This is a genomic window from Candidatus Pelagibacter sp. Uisw_101, from assembly GCF_047727615.1.
In the GTDB taxonomy this organism is placed as follows: Bacteria; Pseudomonadota; Alphaproteobacteria; order Pelagibacterales; family Pelagibacteraceae; genus Pelagibacter.
Genome location: NZ_CP159821.1, coordinates 221988 through 237970, shown reverse-complemented (window position 1 = coordinate 237970; position 15983 = coordinate 221988). Strand labels below are relative to the sequence as shown.

The following is a 15983-nucleotide window of genomic DNA, read 5'->3' as shown; positions in this document are numbered from 1 at the left end:
TTTAGTATGAATGTTTCTTGGTAGGAAACTTATTTGTAACCACATCTTTCTTAAACTTTAGTACAGCATCATTTATTTGTTTTTCAATATTTGAATACCTTTTAACAAATCTCGCTTTAATTTTATTTAATCCTATAAGATCATCTGTAACTAAAACTTGCCCGTCACAGTGTACTGATGCTCCAATACCAATTGTAGGAATTTTAATTGTTTTTGTAATTTCTTTTGCTAAAGAACTTTCAACACACTCTAAAACAATTGAAAATACACCAGCTTCTTCCAAAAGTTTAGAATCTCTTAAAATAATTTTTCTTTCTGTTTTTTCTTTTCCTTTAAATCTAAAACTTGTTGCAGATTGTGGAAGAACACCAAGATGTCCCATTACTGGAATTTTATTCTTAATTAAAGTTTTAATTATTTGAACAACTTTTTTACCACCTTCAAGCTTGATAGCATCACACATCGTTTTAGAAATTATTTTTTTAGCATTCTTTAACGCTTCATTTGGGTTTTTATATGTTCCATATGGCATATCCACTACCATCAAGCTTTTTTCGATTCCCATTCTTACACTTTTAGAATGTTCAATCATCATATATAATGTTACTTTCTTTGTGGATGAAAAGTTGTAAAGCACTGAACCAAGAGAGTCTCCAACTAGAACAATGTCACAATATTTATCTATAATAGAAGCTACATTCTTAGAATAAGCTGTAAGACATACAATTTTTGATTTATTCTTTTTTTTAATAAGATCTAAAATTTTCTTCTGCATCTTATTACCAGGTGCCAGTATTCTCCATTGAAGACCATGGTTCTTTTGGTTCTAAATTACCATCTTGTAATATTTCAATAGATATGTTGTCTGGTGATCTAACAAAAGCCATGTGTCCATCTCTAGGAGGTCTATTTATTGAATAGCCCATATCTAATAATCTTTGACATGTTTCATAAATATTTTCAACACGGTATGCTAAATGACCAAAATTTCGAGAACCTTGACCTAATTCGTCTCCATCCCAATTATATGTTAGTTCCATTTCAGCTTTTTCATCACCAGGTGCTGCTAAAAAAATTAAAGTAAACCTACCTTGCTCACTCTCCATTCTTCTAGTTTCAACTAAACCTAGTCCATTACAGTAAAAATTTAATGATTTCTCTACGTCAGAGATTCTAATCATGGTGTGTAAATATTTCATAATTCCTTTCAATTTATAAAGACTTATCTACTCTAATTCAATAGTACTTGGTGGTTTAGAAGTAACGTCGTAAACTACTCTATTAATTCCCCTAATATTGTTAATAATTTGATTAGAAATTGATTGCATGAAACCTTTAGGAAAATCAAAAAAATCAGCAGTCATTCCATCTTCAGATGTAATTGCTCTTAATAAACAAATATGTTCATAGGTACGATTATCTCCCATAACACCCACAGTTTTTACTGGTAGTAAAGCAGCATAAGCTTGCCAAATTTTATCGTATAATCCATGATCTCTTAAAGCTTTAATAAAATAGAAATCTGCTTCTTTTAAAATTTTAATTTTTTCATTTGTTATAATGCCAGGCATTCTTATTGCTAAGCCTGGACCAGGAAATGGATGTCTAGAGATTATGTCATTAGATAAATTAAGTTCTAACCCTAATTTTCTAACTTCATCTTTAAATAAAAATTTAAGAGGTTCTACTAATTTTAATTTCATTCTTTTAGGAAGGCCACCCACATTATGATGTGATTTTATTTTTGAGGTTTGACTACCTGTAACAGATTTACTTTCAATTAAGTCCGGATAAAGAGTACCTTGAGCAAGAAATTGAACATTTTTAATTTTGTTTGCATACCTTTCAAATATTTTAATAAACAGATTTCCTATAATTTTCCGTTTTTTTTCTGGATCAGAAACATTTGTTAATTTTGTAATAAATTCTTTTTCTGCATTAACATAAATTAAATTCATTTTTAATTTTTTCTTAAATGTATTGACTACTTGCGTTGCTTCATTTTTTCTTAAAAGACCATTGTTAACAAAAATACAAGTTAAATTTTTTCCAATTGCTTTACTTAATAATTGCGCAACAACACTACTATCAACGCCTCCCGACAATCCACAAATTACTTTATTGTTACCTACTTGTTCTTTAATTTCATTAATCAATTTTAATTTTTGATCTTTCGAAGACCAGTTTTTTTTAATTTTACATATAAGAAAAACAAAATTACGTAATAAAATTTTACCTTTATTAGTGTGCGTTACTTCTGGGTGAAATTGCACTCCATAAAAATTATCTTTAATATTTTCAATTATTGTTAATTTAGAATTTTTTGTGGATGCTATAACCTTAAAATTTTTTGGCATTTTTGACACTTGGTCAGCATGACTCATCCAAACATCACTTGTGTTATTTTTATTAAAAAAATTCTTAGTTAAAATACTATTTGATACTTTGTTTATTGTGGCTAGGCCAAACTCTCTATGTTTTGATTTTTTAACCTTACCACCTAATAGTTTTGACAATATTTGATGCCCAAAACATATACCTAGGATTGGAACTCCTAGTTTTAAAATCTTTTTTTCAAATTTAAATTTATCATTTTCATAAACATTAAGAGGGCCACCAGACAGTATTATTCCAGCAATATTATCTTTTGTAATTTGGGTTATTTTTATTTTTTTGTGACTTACAATTTCTGAAAAAACCCCTAATTCCCTTACTCTTCTTGCTATTAATTGTGTAAATTGAGAACCAAAATCAATTATTAAGATTTTACTTAAATTATTACTAAGACTCATTTTTAGGTTCTAAATTCTTTAAGGATTCTAAAATAGAATTTTTTTTATCACACAATTTATTGCAAATTTTTGAAAAATTATCTGCTAATTCTTTAACTTTCGAATAATTAGATCTTTTTAACTCTATTTCCATAAGCATATAATTTGCTTCTTCATTTTTAGGATTCAGTAAGAGCACTGTATCTATATTTTTTTTTTCTTCTTTTTTATTCTCTTCAAAATTATAAATTTTTGCTAAATACAGATATGAATCTTTATCCTTTGGGTTAAAAACAATACTTCTTTGAAACAAAAATTTAGATTCTTCATATTTCTGTTCTTCAAATTTATTTTTTCCTTCTTCAAAAAAATTATTTTCTGCAAAAGAATAACTTCCAAAATTTAAAATTATAAATAGGACAATTATTAATTTATTTATTTTTCTCATTAATGCTTACTCTCATTTTTTACTTCATCAACATTGTGCACCATGCTTTCATAAAAACCAGCCTTAGTTATTTTTACAAAATTCGGTTTATTTTTAAGATTTGGAACTTTTTTTGCACCTAGATATCCCATAGATGATTTTAAGCCTCCAATTAATTTATAAATTATATTTTTAACATCACCTTTATATTTCACAAATCCTTCAACTCCTTCTGGAACGTATTTAGATATATCTTTTTGTTTGGTTTGAAAATATCTATCAGCTGAACCTTTATTCATTGCGCCAACTGATCCCATTCCTCTAAAACTTTTAAATAACTTACCATTTTTTTTAATTAGTTTTCCAGGTGTTTCTTGGCTTCCTGCAAATAGAGAGCCAATCATTATAGCATCGGCACCTGCAGACAATGCTTTAGCTAAATCACCTGAATATTTAATTCCACCATCTGAAATAATTTTTACTTTATTATTTTTTACACCTTTTTTAACAGCAAGTATTGCACTTAACTGTGGTACACCAATACCTGCAACTAGCCTAGTTGTACAAATTGATCCTGGCCCGATTCCAACTTTAATAATATCTACTCCTAATTTTATTAAAAATTTTGCAGCTTCAGCTGTTGCAATATTTCCAGCACATAGAGTTGTCTTGTTTGTTTTTAATTTCCTTATAGCTTTAATAATTTCAGCAACTTTTTTGCTATGTCCATGTGCTGTATCAACAACAATTAAATCTACTTTTTCCTTTAAAATTGCTTCTGCTCTTTTAAGTTCTAAAGGACCAGCTCCAACTGCTGCACCAACTAATAAGTTTAATTTTTTAACTTTTTTAATTTCTTCTACTTGCTTTTTAATATCAAGATTTCTGTGAATTACACCAATGCCGCCAGCTTTAGCTATTGCTATAGCCATTTTGCTCTCAGTAACCGTATCCATTGCAGAGGATAATAAAGGTATTTTTAATGTTAGATTAGATGATAATTTTGTGCTGGTATCAACTTCAGAAGGTAGAACTTCTGAGTATTTTGGTGCCATTGTCACATCATCAAAGGTTAGAGCTTCTTTTATAGGATCCATAATAATTTATATATGATTCCTTTTAAAAAAAAAGTCCCTATCTTAAGATTTTACAAATAATAAAACTTTCCTTAGATTCTTTTCTGCTAGACTTAGGTTTAAATACCTTTACTTCTTTGAATAATTTTTTGCCTAAAGCAACTATTTCGTTAAATGATGAGCCTAAAAAAATCTTAGAGACAAATCGCCCTTCTTTAACCAACATTTCTTTAGAAAAATTCATGGCTTCCATCGCGAGTTCCCCTGTATAAATTGCATCTATATCCTTTATTCCTGTAGTATTAACGGCCATATCGGACACAACAACATCCACTTTTGATTTGAATAAGGCTTTGATTTTTTCTTGAGAATCTAAGTCAGTAAAATCACCTTTAATTTGGATTGTATTCTCAATTTCTTCCATACCCTTTAAGTCGATTGAAACCAATCTTCCACTTTTTACTGTTCTTGAAATATATTGAGACCAGCTACCTGGTGATGCACCTAAATCTATTACTGATATTCCATTTTTTAATATCTTAAATTTTTCATCTATTTCTATTAATTTATATGCCGATCTAGCTCGATAACCATCTACCTGAGATTGTCTAACATAAATATCTCTTTTTTGTTTATTAATCCAATTTTTGGAAATTCTATTCTTTTTCAATTAATGACCAAACCTTAAACTTTTTGATAAAATTTTATTTTCTAAAGTTTTTATGTTTATCTTTACTTCTTTATGTAATCTCATGTCCTTATCTCCATCCCAAATCCCAGATGCAAGGTGTATTATACCTAATTTATGATTGGGCAGATAAGGCTCGACAAAGCTTTTTTCTTGTTCATTAAATTTTGGTAAAAGATTACTAACTAACCAGTTGCAATTATGAGGTAAGAACTCTGTTTCTAAATCATCGATGTAAACAGACATATTAATAGCTAATTGTTCTGATCCAAAAATATTTCCAGCTTTTAATGTTTGTTCTAGATTTTTTTGCCACGTAATCCATCCAACTGAATTTTTTTCTAAAGAAAAAACACCAATATTAATGTGTGGAGCAAACGCAAGTTTTCGCGCTTTATCTATTCCAATTTTTGATTTTATTGCATGTTTAAAATTTTGAGATTTAATTATTGCTAGTTGTCCAAATATCCAATTAACTTTAGACATTATTTTATATCCAGGCGTAAAAGTTTGAGTAATTCCTAATTTCCCATTTTCACAGGCTTTAAAATAAAGCTCTATTGAATTCCAATCCCCTACCCAGGCGTCACAATCAATCCATAAGAATTTTTCATAACTAGGAAAATATTTTGGTAAAAAAGCTCTAGAAACTTGACTCTTTAACCACTCTCTATCTTTTACTTTAAATGCTGGAACATCAATGTCCCATTCGGCTGATTTAATTTCATCAACTTTTTTAGATAATATGTCTCTTTGTTGCTCGGACAAACCAGCATCTAAAATGCAGATTGCTGTATCTTTGCTTTTTTCAAAACTCTTAATGGAATCGACTAATTCGTTAAGTAATTCAAAGTAATTTGAGTCTGCCAGAGATACAATTACATTTTTTTTCATTTATAATATGTCTTCAAGATCATCATTATCATGATTTTCACCACTTAAAATTTTCTGTTTATAAATTTTTTGATAACTGAAGTATCCAAATGGAATTAAGCAAATATAGATTAATCCACAAATGACCAAAACTTTAAATGTATATATTAACAAAAGTCCAAAAAATAACACAACACCAAACAATGCAAAAATTGTCATACGACGTGGTATGGAAATCTTTTTAAAAGCAAATGTTGGAACTTTACTGATCAATAAAAATGAAATCAAAATAAAGAATGTTGGTACTACTATATTGTAGTTAATTTTTATTAAATTTATCTCACTTAGACCTAATATTAACGGCATCAATACCAAAATTCCACCTGCTGGTGACGGTACACCTTCAAAGTAATTATCTTTCCATGATGGCTCTGAATTTGAGCTCACGTTAAATCTTGCAAGTCGAAGAGCAACACAAACCACAAAAATCATTGTAAGTAACCAGCCAAATTTACCTAAATTATTTAAAGACCAGAAATACATTATAAAAGCTGGTGCTACACCAAAACTAATTAAATCTGCTAATGAGTCTAATTCCTTTCCAACCAAAGAAGTTCCTTTCAACATCCTTGCAACCCTGCCATCTAATGTATCAAAAATTGCTGCAAAAATAATAGCTATAATAGATAGTTCAAATTTTTCATCTAATGCAAATTTAATAGAACTTAACCCAATACATACATTTATTAATGTCAGTGCATTAGGCAAAAGCATTCTAGCTTTTTTATCTGATACAATTTTAAAATTATTTTTAGGTTGTTCCATAAGCTATCTTTTAGCTAATAGCGTTTCACCAGCAATTGTCTTTTGTCCTACTTTAACTAACGTTTCATAATTTTCAAAATAAACATCAGCCCTACTTCCAAATCTTATCATTCCAATTCTTTCACCTTGTTGCAAATTTTGATCCTTTGAAGATTCACATACAATTCTTCTGGCAATTAAACCTGCAATCTGAACAACAATAACGTCTTCTCCATGGCTATTCGTTATCTTATAATAATTTCTTTCATTATCTTCACTTGCTTTATCAAGTGATGCATTTAAAAATTTTCCTGGTTTATAAAGTATTTCTGAAATTTTCCCTTCACAAGGTGTTCTATTAACATGACAATCAAATACGTTCATAAAAATACTTATCTTAGTGAATTTTTTATCTTCTAAACCAAGCTCCTTTGGTCCATCAACCTCATGAACCATTAAAACTTCACCGTCTGCTGGACTTGTAAGGTAATTTTCATCATTTATTGAAATCCGTTCAGGATCTCTAAAAAAATAATATACCCATATAGACAATACCATACCAATTAACCCCAGGAAGGTACTGAGGAAGTACAGAAAAATTGTTGCAATAATAGCTATAGCTAAAAATTTGTAACCTTCAGAATGAATTTTTGGGAAAATTTTCTCTAACATAAGCTTATAATTGATAATTTTTTATTAATATGTATATAAAGCACTAAATTACAATTACTAATATAAATTATTCAAATATGGCTAAAATTAAGGTTAAAAATCCAGTTGCCGAACTCGATGGCGATGAAATGACAAGAATAATATGGGAGTTTATTAAAAGTAAACTTATTCTTCCATATTTAGATTTGGGTATTGAATACTTTGATTTAGGCATGAAAAGCCGAGATAATTCTAACGATCAGATAACAATTGATTCAGCTGCTGCAATTAAAAAAATTGGTGTTGGTATTAAATGTGCAACAATCACACCCGATGAAGCCCGTGTTGAAGAATTTGATTTAAAAAAGATGTGGAGATCTCCCAATGGAACTATACGAAATATTATTGGAGGAACTGTGTTTAGAGAGCCAATAGTTTGTAAAAATATTCCTAAATTAGTACCTTCATGGACAGACCCAGTGATTATTGGAAGACATGCATTTGGAGACCAGTATAGAGCAACAGATTTTAAAGTTCCTGGAAAAGGTAAAATGGAAGTAAAATGGACAGCTGAAGATGGAAGCCAAGAAATAAAATATGAAGTTTTTAACTTTCCTGGACCAGGTATAGCTTTATCAATGTACAATTTAGATAAATCAATAGAAGACTTTGCAAGGTCTTGTTTTGGCTATGGTTTGATTAAAGAATGGCCAGTTTATTTATCAACAAAAAATACAATTCTAAAACAATATGATGGTCGTTTTAAAGATATTTTTCAAAAAATATTTGATGAGGAATTTAAAGAAAAATTTGAAAAATTAAAAATTACTTATGAACATAGACTAATTGATGACATGGTTGCTTGTGCAATGAAATGGAGTGGTAAATATATTTGGGCTTGTAAAAATTACGATGGTGATGTTCAATCAGATACCATGGCACAAGGATATGGTTCATTAGGTTTAATGACTAGCGTTCTATTAACTCCTGATGGAAAAGTAATGGAGGCTGAAGCAGCTCATGGAACTGTAACTAGACATTATAGGATGCATCAACAAGGTAAAGAAACTTCTACAAATCCAATTGCATCTATATTTGCTTGGACTAGGGGTCTTGCACATAGAGGAAAATTAGACGGAAACGAAGAGCTGATTAATTTCTCGAAAACTTTAGAGAAAGTTTGTATTGATTGTGTTGAAAATGGATCAATGACTAAAGATTTAGCAATTTTAATTGGACCCTCAAGTAAGTACTTAACTACTAATGGTTTCTTAGATGAGTTAGATGGACAACTTAAGAAAAAGCTTAATTAATTAATTTTTTAATACTTTCAAAAGACTCTTCAATTTTATCAGGTAATGTTCCCCCTGCTTGGGCAAAGTCAGCTCTTCCACCACCACCTTTACCACCAATAACTTCTGAACCAGCTCTAACAATTTTTACAGCATCAAACTTGCCCTCTAATGTTTTGGTAACACCTACAGCTAATCCAACTTTATTATCATTGATTGCGTAAATTATTACTAATCCTTCACCAATTTCTTTTTTTCCTTCATCAATTAGCTTACGTAAATCTTTAAATGGCAAATCTACAATTTTTTGAAACCTAACTTTAAATCCATTAATAATTTGATCATTGATTTTATTTTTTTCTTTATCTTTTAATATTGAGCTAACTGAAAGTTGATCAAATTGTCTATTAAGGTCTTTTACCATAGTTACTTGATCGCTATTTTGAAGATTAGGTTTTCCTCCTAATTTTATAATCTTTGTCTCTAATTCTTTGATAACTGCCTTATTTTTTTGATCTGACAGATTAGATAAGTTTTCTTTCTCTTTTAAAAAATCAACTAACTGCGTGTCTCTTAAGGCTTCAATTCTTCTAACACCCGCTGCAATAGATGATTGGCTTATAACCTTAAATTTTCCAATGTCAGCTGTATTTACAACGTGCGTTCCTCCACATAGTTCTGTTGAAAAAAATTTACCTTCATCATCTCCCATAGATAAAACTCTCACTTCATCACCATATTTTTCTCCAAATAAAGCTAAGGCGCCACTATCAACCGCTTCTTTAGGTGTCATTATTCTTGTTTTCACTTCTGACTTTTTTTGAATTATTGAGTTAACATAATGTTCAATTTTTCCCATCTCTTCTTCTGAGATAGGCTTCATATGACTAAAATCAAATCTTAATCGATCAGATTGAACTAAAGATCCTTTTTGAGTTACATGCTCACCTAAAACTCTTCTTAACGCTTCGTGCAATAAATGAGTAGCAGAATGGTAGGCTCTAATATTATTTCTTCTCTGTGTATCTATTTTTAATTCAACACTGTCTTTTAATTTAATCGAACCTTTTATAACTTTTCCATAATGAACAAATAAATCCCCTAGTTTTTTTTGAACATCAGACACTTCAAATTGAAAAACCTCATTAGAAATTATTCCTGTATCGGCAACTTGCCCCCCTGACTCGCCATAAAAAGGTGTTTGATTTGTAATTATAATTCCTTCATCATTTTCTTGTAAGTCTTGAACCTCTTTATTGTTTTTAAGAATTAAAGTAATTACACCTTCTGCTTTGTCTGTGGAATATCCTAAAAAATCAGTTGCTCCTAAACGATCTTTTATATCAAACCATATTTGATCTATGGAGCTATCCCCTGATCCTTTCCAATTTTTTTTTGCTAATTCTTTACTTTCTTTCATTAATAAATCAAACTTCTTCCCATCTACAGTCAGTGATTTATTTTTCAAAATATCTTCAGTTAAATCTAATGGAAAACCAAATGTATCATAAAGTTTAAATGCCACTTCACCAGGTAATATTTTTTTTACTTTCTCTAACTCTTCATTTAATATTTTTATTCCTCTATCAAGTAAAACTAAAAACTTTTCCTCTTCTGTTTTTAAAGTTTCTTTTATTAAAGATTGCGCTCTTTCTAACTCTGGATAATTATTAGACATTTCTTCTAAAAGAGTTTTAAAGATATTGTAAAAGACTGGTTTTTTTGAACCTAATAAATGTGAATGTCTCATTCCACGTCTCATTATTCTTCTAAGTACATATCCCCTACCTTCATTAGATGGTAAAACTCCTTCAGCTAATAAAAATGAACTTGCTCGTAAGTGATCTGCTATTACTCTAAAGCTAGATTGGTTAACTTCATCTACTTTAACGTTTAATGTGTCAGATGCAGATAGTATTAGTTTCTTAAAATGATCTGTTTCATAATTATCGTGTGTTCCTTGCATTAGTGCAGCTATTCTCTCAAGACCCATACCAGTATCCACAGATGGTTTAGGTAAATCTATTCTTTTATCTTTTGAAATTTGCTCATATTGCATGAATACTAAATTCCATATTTCTATAAACCGGTTACCGTCTTCATTTTTAGTACCAGGCAAGCCACCTTCTAAATGCTCACCATGATCATAAAATATTTCTGAGCATGGTCCACAAGGTCCTGTATCGCCCATAGACCAAAAGTTATCTGATGTTGCTATCTTGATTATTCTATCATCACTAAAACCAGCTGTTTTCTTCCAAAAGTTGAATGCCTCTTCATCATCATGGTAAACTGTTACATAAAGACGATTTTTATCAATCCCAAACTCTTTAGTTATTAAATTCCATGCGTAATTAATTGCTTCTTCTTTAAAATAATCTCCAAATGAGAAATTTCCAAGCATTTCAAAAAATGTATGGTGCCTTGGTGTATAACCTACATTTTCAAGATCGTTATGCTTACCACCTGCCCTTACGCATTTTTGTGAGGTTGTAGCTCTAACATAATCTCTTTTTTCTAATCCAGTGAATACATTTTTAAATTGTACCATTCCTGAATTTGCAAACATTAATGTCGGATCATTATTTGGGACTAAATTACTAGACTCAACTATCCTGTGATCATTCTTTTCAAAATAATCTAAAAAAGTTGTCCTAATTTGATTTAGTGTTTTGTCAGCCATACATTTAAAATACAGCTTTTTTATTTGATGTCTAGATAAGTGTAGGGAAAAAAGGTGCTTAAATTATGCACTTGAGGAACACACTACCTCACACTAGCTGACACTAGCTCACACTAGTTATGCGGATGATTTAAAATTTATAAAAAATTAATCACATAAAGATTCACTAAAAACATCTCTTAAACTAGACAACGAACACGCTACAAAAGAGATAAATCAAATAGCTAATTCTATCACCTAGACACTCAGATATTGTTTTGTTAAGCTTAATCCATGAAAAGAAACGGTTTCACCCTAATAGAACTCTTAGTCGTTGTAGCAATCATCGGTATTCTTGCTGCTGTAGGTGTAGTTGCTTATAATGGGTATACGGGTGCTGCAAAAGTTTCTGCAACAAAAACAATCCATGCTCAAACAGTAAAATATATTTCAGCCGAAGTTATGAAATGTAGCTTAGGAGAAACAACATTTGTTGGTGGTCAATCATGTCCTGCCACAAATACAAAAGCTCTTAACGGTGCGATAGCTACTTTAAAAGATAAAAATCCTTACTCAACTACCAACAACGCAGTAGAACAAACATCAGATTATGTTCTTGGTCAAATTAGTTTATCTGCAGATGGAAACAATGTTCAAGTTAGATCTTGTAATAAAACAGGTTGTGCTGCAGCTGATAAGCAAGAAAGCATAATACCAGTAAACTAATTAAAAACATTTGTAATGGGATACCATAATAGTCGAGCCTTCACCCTAATAGAACTCTTAGTCGTAGTAGCCATCATCGGTATTCTTGCTGCTGTAGGAGTAGTTGCTTATAATGGGTATACGAATGCTGCGAAGAAAAGCGTTGTGAAAAATAATTACAATGCAATTTACAAAAGAACTTTAATGCAAATACAAGATTGTGAAATAAATGGAAGTGTTAAGCTTATGAGGAAACTTAATGATCCTACTTATTATATTAGAGATTGTGCTTCAACACCTAATGGAAGTTTATATATGATAGATCAGATTTATCATATGAACAATTCAGGAAATCCCAAGAATCCTTATGGTGATCAAAGTGATGGTGGTGTCGGATCAGATGATGCTTATGTTAAAAGTCACCCTATGAATTCTACACAAGATCACTTTATTGGTTTTGTAACAGTTTATACAAAAGGACCAAACATGTTAATTTTACAAGCCTGCTTTCAAACACCTTGTAATCAATCATCTAATAGATTGTACAATGAAGTTTCTCTACCTTAATTTATGAAACAAAAAGCCTTCACCCTAATAGAACTTTTAGTCGTAGTAGCTATCATCGGTATTTTAGCTGCAGTAGGAGTGGTTGCTTATAATGGGTATACGAGTGCTGCTAAAAAAAATGCTATTAAATCTAATTTTAAAATGACAGCAAAGTATGCTTCTGCTGAACTTATGAAGTGTCAAATTGGTGAAGATAATATTTTTATAAACTCAGGATCTTATAAAGTTAGTTGTAATGCTATCCATGACTCTTGGAGAATATTAGGTGGAATGACTTCGGATCCAAGTCTTAGATTTTTAAATCCAATAGATAATGGTATTTGGAACAGAGATAGACAGTTAGCAGTTCGAAATGATATTTATAAAGGTTCTTCCATACCAGATAATATGATTGGTTATATTTATATTAACCATAGTTCTTATCCCGTTATATTGAGATCATGTTATGCAACTCCATGTAACGACAGTAGTAATCTTTTAACAACAACGTTAAATTATCAATAAGATAGTCTGCAATCTTGATCATACTCTGGCTACAATCAATAGCAAATAGTAGAAGTTTGATTGAAATTACGTCGGTATTACGTCGTAGAATTTTGTGGTAACATTATCTAATGCCATTAACACCTTTTCATATTGTTGCAGGTGCATCAGTTAAGTCTATGTTTCCAAGATATTTTAGCTGGTCAGTTTTTACTTTGACTAATATTTTAATTGATACAGAAGTACTATATTATCTAATTACTACAGGGGAATTTTCTCATAAATTCTTCCACACTATACTTGGCGCATCTTTGATAGCAATTATCTGTGCAACCTTATGTAAGCCAGTTTGTGAATTGGGTTTAAGAATTTGGAACAATAACTTGCAAAATGAAACATCATTAAAGAATTTACGATGGCTTAATACAGGTGTAAAAATTAATACTAGTTCATCTTTAATTGGAGCATTCACTGGTGCATATACTCATTTAATACTAGACAGTGTTATGCATGCAGATATTGCCCCTCTATCACCTTTTACAAATATAAATAATATATTAGGAATAATTACTATCGAAAACCTTCAGTATATATGTCTTGGCTCTTTTATTTTTGGATTGATAATTTATTTAGTGAGAAAATTCATATGAACCATAAAGCCTTCACCCTAATAGAACTCCTAGTCGTTGTAGCGATCATCGGTATTCTAGCTGCTGTAGGAGTAGTTGCTTATAATGGGTATACAGGTGCTGCTAAGGTTAATGCTGTTAAACAAATGCACGTTCAAACTGTAAAATATATAATAAATGAATCCATGAAATGCACTTTAGGAAGCTCGACTGCAATGAATGGTAACTTAGATTGCAACAATGTTTCTGCAACAATATACAATTCAACTGTTAAAAGTTTTAAGGGAACAAAGAATTTATATAATTCTAAATTCGATGCACATACAACATCGGGTAGTTATAAAAGTAATTCTAATCCTGGTTATATCTTTGTTCAATTCACAAGTATATCAAAACAAGTAATGGTATCCAGCTGTGTAAAGTTACCATGCACTGATGTAAAAAATCAATTAGTTAATCTTATTATGGTAGAATAATGCAGTCTAGAGCAAAAGCTTTCACCCTAATAGAACTTTTAGTCGTTGTAGCTATTATTGGTATTCTTGCTGCAGTAGGAGTGGTTGCTTATAATGGGTATACTAACAGTGCAAAGGTAGCAGTTTCAAAATCTAATCACAATACTGTGGTAAAAAAACTTAATCTGTTAATTCAAGAATGCGATATTAGCTCAAATGGAAAAGTTAAATTGATGTTGAAACAAGGTGATAAAACTAAATATGAAAAAGGATGTTGGTATGATGTTAATACATATCTTTTTTTCAGAGAATATTTCACAAACGATTTAAACAATTCTATTGAATGGAAAAATAATCACACAAAAGAACCTTGGGGCCAAAATTATGTTGCAACATCTGGTGATAGCTGGGCTTGTACTCAAGAAAAATATATAGGATACGCATTTGTTCACTACACAACATCAACAAAAAAAATTGATGTCTGTACTTGCGTAGATAGCCCTTGTAGCAATAGTACGAACGTTCTATCCTATCAAACCCAATGGCAATGAAAGTAAACTGTAAAGCCTTCACCCTATAGGATTATGTGGGACAACTCGGATCAAACTCGAACCAAAAGAGATAAAGCAAGATTTGAGGACGAGTGTTATTGAATAAGCGTTGGTATTCCTAAACATAGTAAGGGAAAAAAGGCGCTTAAATTAAGCGCCTTTTAATAATTAAAGATGACTTTAACTAATTCTTTTTAGATGGAGGTGTTACTTCTTCTTTTATTTCCACTTTAGGATCCTCTATTTGATCTTTTGCTGCTTTTTCTGGATCAAGAGGATTACCTTCAATTTTTTTTGCTATCACTCCAGCTTTTTCCCTGATTGCCATTTCAATTTCTGCTGCAATTTTAGGATTTTGCTCTAAATAAGTTTTAGCATTTTCTCTTCCTTGTCCAATTTTTTCACCTTTATAAGCATACCAAGCTCCAGCTTTTTCAACAATGTCAGCTTTTGCACCAAGGTCAACTAATTCACCTACTTTACTAATACCTTTGCCATACATTAGGTCAAATTCAACAACTTTAAATGGTGGTGCTACTTTATTTTTAACCACTTTAACTCTTGTTGAGTTACCAATAATTTCATCTCCATTTTTAATGGCACCGATTCTTCTGATATCTAATCTAACAGATGAATAGAATTTAAGTGCATTTCCACCAGATGTAGTTTCTGGACTTCCAAACATAACTCCAATTTTCATTCTAATTTGGTTAATAAAAATCATCATTGTATTTGTGCTTGAGATTGAGCCTGTTAACTTTCTTAAAGCTTGACTCATTAATCTTGATTGAAGTCCTACGTGGTGGTCTCCCATTTCTCCTTCAATTTCAGCTCTAGGTGTTAGTGCTGCAACAGAGTCAATCACGATAACAGAAATTGATCCTGATTTAACTAGAGTATCCGCTATTTCTAGAGCTTGCTCACCAGTATCAGGTTGTGAAATTAACAATTCTTCAGTGTCTACACCAAGTTTTTTTGCATAAATTGGATCTAAAGCATGTTCTGCATCTATAAACGCACATGTTCCACCAGCTTTTTGAGCCTCTGCTAGTACCTGTAATGCTAAGGTTGTTTTACCAGATGATTCTGGTCCATAGACTTCAATAACTCTTCCTTTTGGTAAGCCACCTATACCAAGCGCTACATCTAAGCTTAATGATCCAGTTGAAACTGACTCGATGTCCATTGCTCTTCTTTGGCCAAGTTTCATTACTGATCCTTTTCCAAAATTATCGATAATTTGGGCCATTGCCGCGTCTAAAGCTTTGCTTTTTTCGTTGCCTTCTGCTTGTTGTGCTTTTGTAGATTTAACTACTTTTAGGTTGTTTTTAGTCATTTTATGCCTTTTT

The 15983-nt window shown here is 30.8% G+C and carries 18 protein-coding genes; 7 read left to right on the top strand and 11 right to left on the bottom strand.

What is annotated here, in order from left to right:
- Position 1: 1 nt before the first annotated feature.
- From panB to ABXT48_RS01215, 9 genes are read right to left on the bottom strand one after another with little or no spacing between them, the layout of a single operon-like run.
- Positions 2-775 (bottom strand): 3-methyl-2-oxobutanoate hydroxymethyltransferase, encoded by a 774-nt coding sequence (gene panB, locus ABXT48_RS01255; RefSeq protein WP_415303058.1) that lies wholly within the window; start codon positions 773-775, stop codon positions 2-4.
- Positions 776-779: 4 nt separating this feature from the next.
- On the bottom strand, positions 780-1199 hold the full coding sequence (locus ABXT48_RS01250) for a VOC family protein (RefSeq protein WP_415286686.1): 420 nt from the start codon (positions 1197-1199) through the stop codon (positions 780-782).
- Positions 1200-1226: 27 nt separating this feature from the next.
- Positions 1227-2792 carry a glutamine-hydrolyzing GMP synthase gene (gene guaA / locus ABXT48_RS01245; protein ID WP_415287122.1) on the bottom strand — a complete coding sequence of 522 codons (1566 nt, stop codon included), beginning with the start codon at positions 2790-2792 and terminating at the stop codon, positions 1227-1229.
- Positions 2782-3219 carry a hypothetical protein gene (locus ABXT48_RS01240; RefSeq protein WP_415303056.1) on the bottom strand — a complete coding sequence of 146 codons (438 nt, stop codon included), beginning with the start codon at positions 3217-3219 and terminating at the stop codon, positions 2782-2784. The genes guaA and ABXT48_RS01240 overlap by 11 nt, the downstream gene beginning before the upstream one ends.
- Positions 3219-4295, bottom strand: a complete 1077-nt coding sequence (guaB, locus tag ABXT48_RS01235) for an IMP dehydrogenase (RefSeq protein WP_415303055.1) — start codon at positions 4293-4295, stop codon at positions 3219-3221. The genes ABXT48_RS01240 and guaB overlap by 1 nt, the downstream gene beginning before the upstream one ends.
- A gap of 37 nt (positions 4296-4332) precedes the next feature.
- Positions 4333-4944 (bottom strand): RlmE family RNA methyltransferase, encoded by a 612-nt coding sequence (locus tag ABXT48_RS01230; protein ID WP_415286683.1) that lies wholly within the window; start codon positions 4942-4944, stop codon positions 4333-4335.
- Positions 4945-5856: a glycosyltransferase gene (locus tag ABXT48_RS01225; protein WP_415286682.1), complete on the bottom strand. Its 912-nt coding sequence runs from the start codon at positions 5854-5856 to the stop codon at positions 4945-4947.
- Positions 5857-6660 carry a CDP-diacylglycerol--serine O-phosphatidyltransferase gene (gene pssA / locus ABXT48_RS01220; RefSeq protein ID WP_415303053.1) on the bottom strand — a complete coding sequence of 268 codons (804 nt, stop codon included), beginning with the start codon at positions 6658-6660 and terminating at the stop codon, positions 5857-5859.
- Between the two features lie 3 nt (positions 6661-6663).
- Positions 6664-7311, bottom strand: a complete 648-nt coding sequence (locus tag ABXT48_RS01215) for a phosphatidylserine decarboxylase (RefSeq protein WP_415286680.1) — start codon at positions 7309-7311, stop codon at positions 6664-6666.
- A 77-nt stretch (positions 7312-7388) separates the two neighbouring features.
- On the opposite strand from ABXT48_RS01215, the gene ABXT48_RS01210 reads away from it, so the two are divergent.
- Complete coding sequence (locus ABXT48_RS01210; protein WP_415278550.1) at positions 7389-8603, top strand: NADP-dependent isocitrate dehydrogenase; 1215 nt, start codon at positions 7389-7391, stop codon at positions 8601-8603.
- On the opposite strand, the gene alaS is transcribed toward ABXT48_RS01210, so the two are convergent.
- On the bottom strand, positions 8596-11265 hold the full coding sequence (alaS, locus tag ABXT48_RS01205; protein ID WP_415286679.1) for an alanine--tRNA ligase: 2670 nt from the start codon (positions 11263-11265) through the stop codon (positions 8596-8598). The genes ABXT48_RS01210 and alaS overlap by 8 nt on opposite strands.
- A gap of 273 nt (positions 11266-11538) precedes the next feature.
- On the opposite strand from alaS, the gene ABXT48_RS01200 reads away from it, so the two are divergent.
- The 6 genes from ABXT48_RS01200 (at position 11539) to ABXT48_RS01175 (ending at position 14634) form a co-directional block, all read left to right on the top strand.
- A complete protein-coding gene (locus ABXT48_RS01200) occupies positions 11539-11970 on the top strand; it encodes a type II secretion system protein (RefSeq protein WP_415303052.1) in 432 nt (143 codons plus the stop codon).
- A 15-nt stretch (positions 11971-11985) separates the two neighbouring features.
- Complete coding sequence (locus ABXT48_RS01195) at positions 11986-12516, top strand: type II secretion system protein (protein ID WP_415303050.1); 531 nt, start codon at positions 11986-11988, stop codon at positions 12514-12516.
- A 3-nt stretch (positions 12517-12519) separates the two neighbouring features.
- Entirely contained in the window at positions 12520-13020 is a 501-nt protein-coding gene (locus ABXT48_RS01190) for a type IV pilin protein (protein WP_415303049.1), read from the top strand.
- A 110-nt stretch (positions 13021-13130) separates the two neighbouring features.
- Positions 13131-13649, top strand: a complete 519-nt coding sequence (locus tag ABXT48_RS01185) for a DUF4184 family protein (protein WP_415303047.1) — start codon at positions 13131-13133, stop codon at positions 13647-13649.
- Positions 13646-14104 (top strand): pilin, encoded by a 459-nt coding sequence (locus ABXT48_RS01180; protein ID WP_415303045.1) that lies wholly within the window; start codon positions 13646-13648, stop codon positions 14102-14104. The genes ABXT48_RS01185 and ABXT48_RS01180 overlap by 4 nt, the downstream gene beginning before the upstream one ends.
- Positions 14104-14634: a type IV pilin protein gene (locus tag ABXT48_RS01175; RefSeq protein ID WP_415303043.1), complete on the top strand. Its 531-nt coding sequence runs from the start codon at positions 14104-14106 to the stop codon at positions 14632-14634. The genes ABXT48_RS01180 and ABXT48_RS01175 overlap by 1 nt, the downstream gene beginning before the upstream one ends.
- 184 nt (positions 14635-14818) lie before the next feature.
- Here the strand turns inward: ABXT48_RS01175 and recA are convergent, their stop codons facing one another.
- Complete coding sequence (gene recA, locus ABXT48_RS01170; RefSeq protein WP_415278547.1) at positions 14819-15970, bottom strand: recombinase RecA; 1152 nt, start codon at positions 15968-15970, stop codon at positions 14819-14821.
- Between the last annotated feature and the right edge of the window lie 13 nt (positions 15971-15983).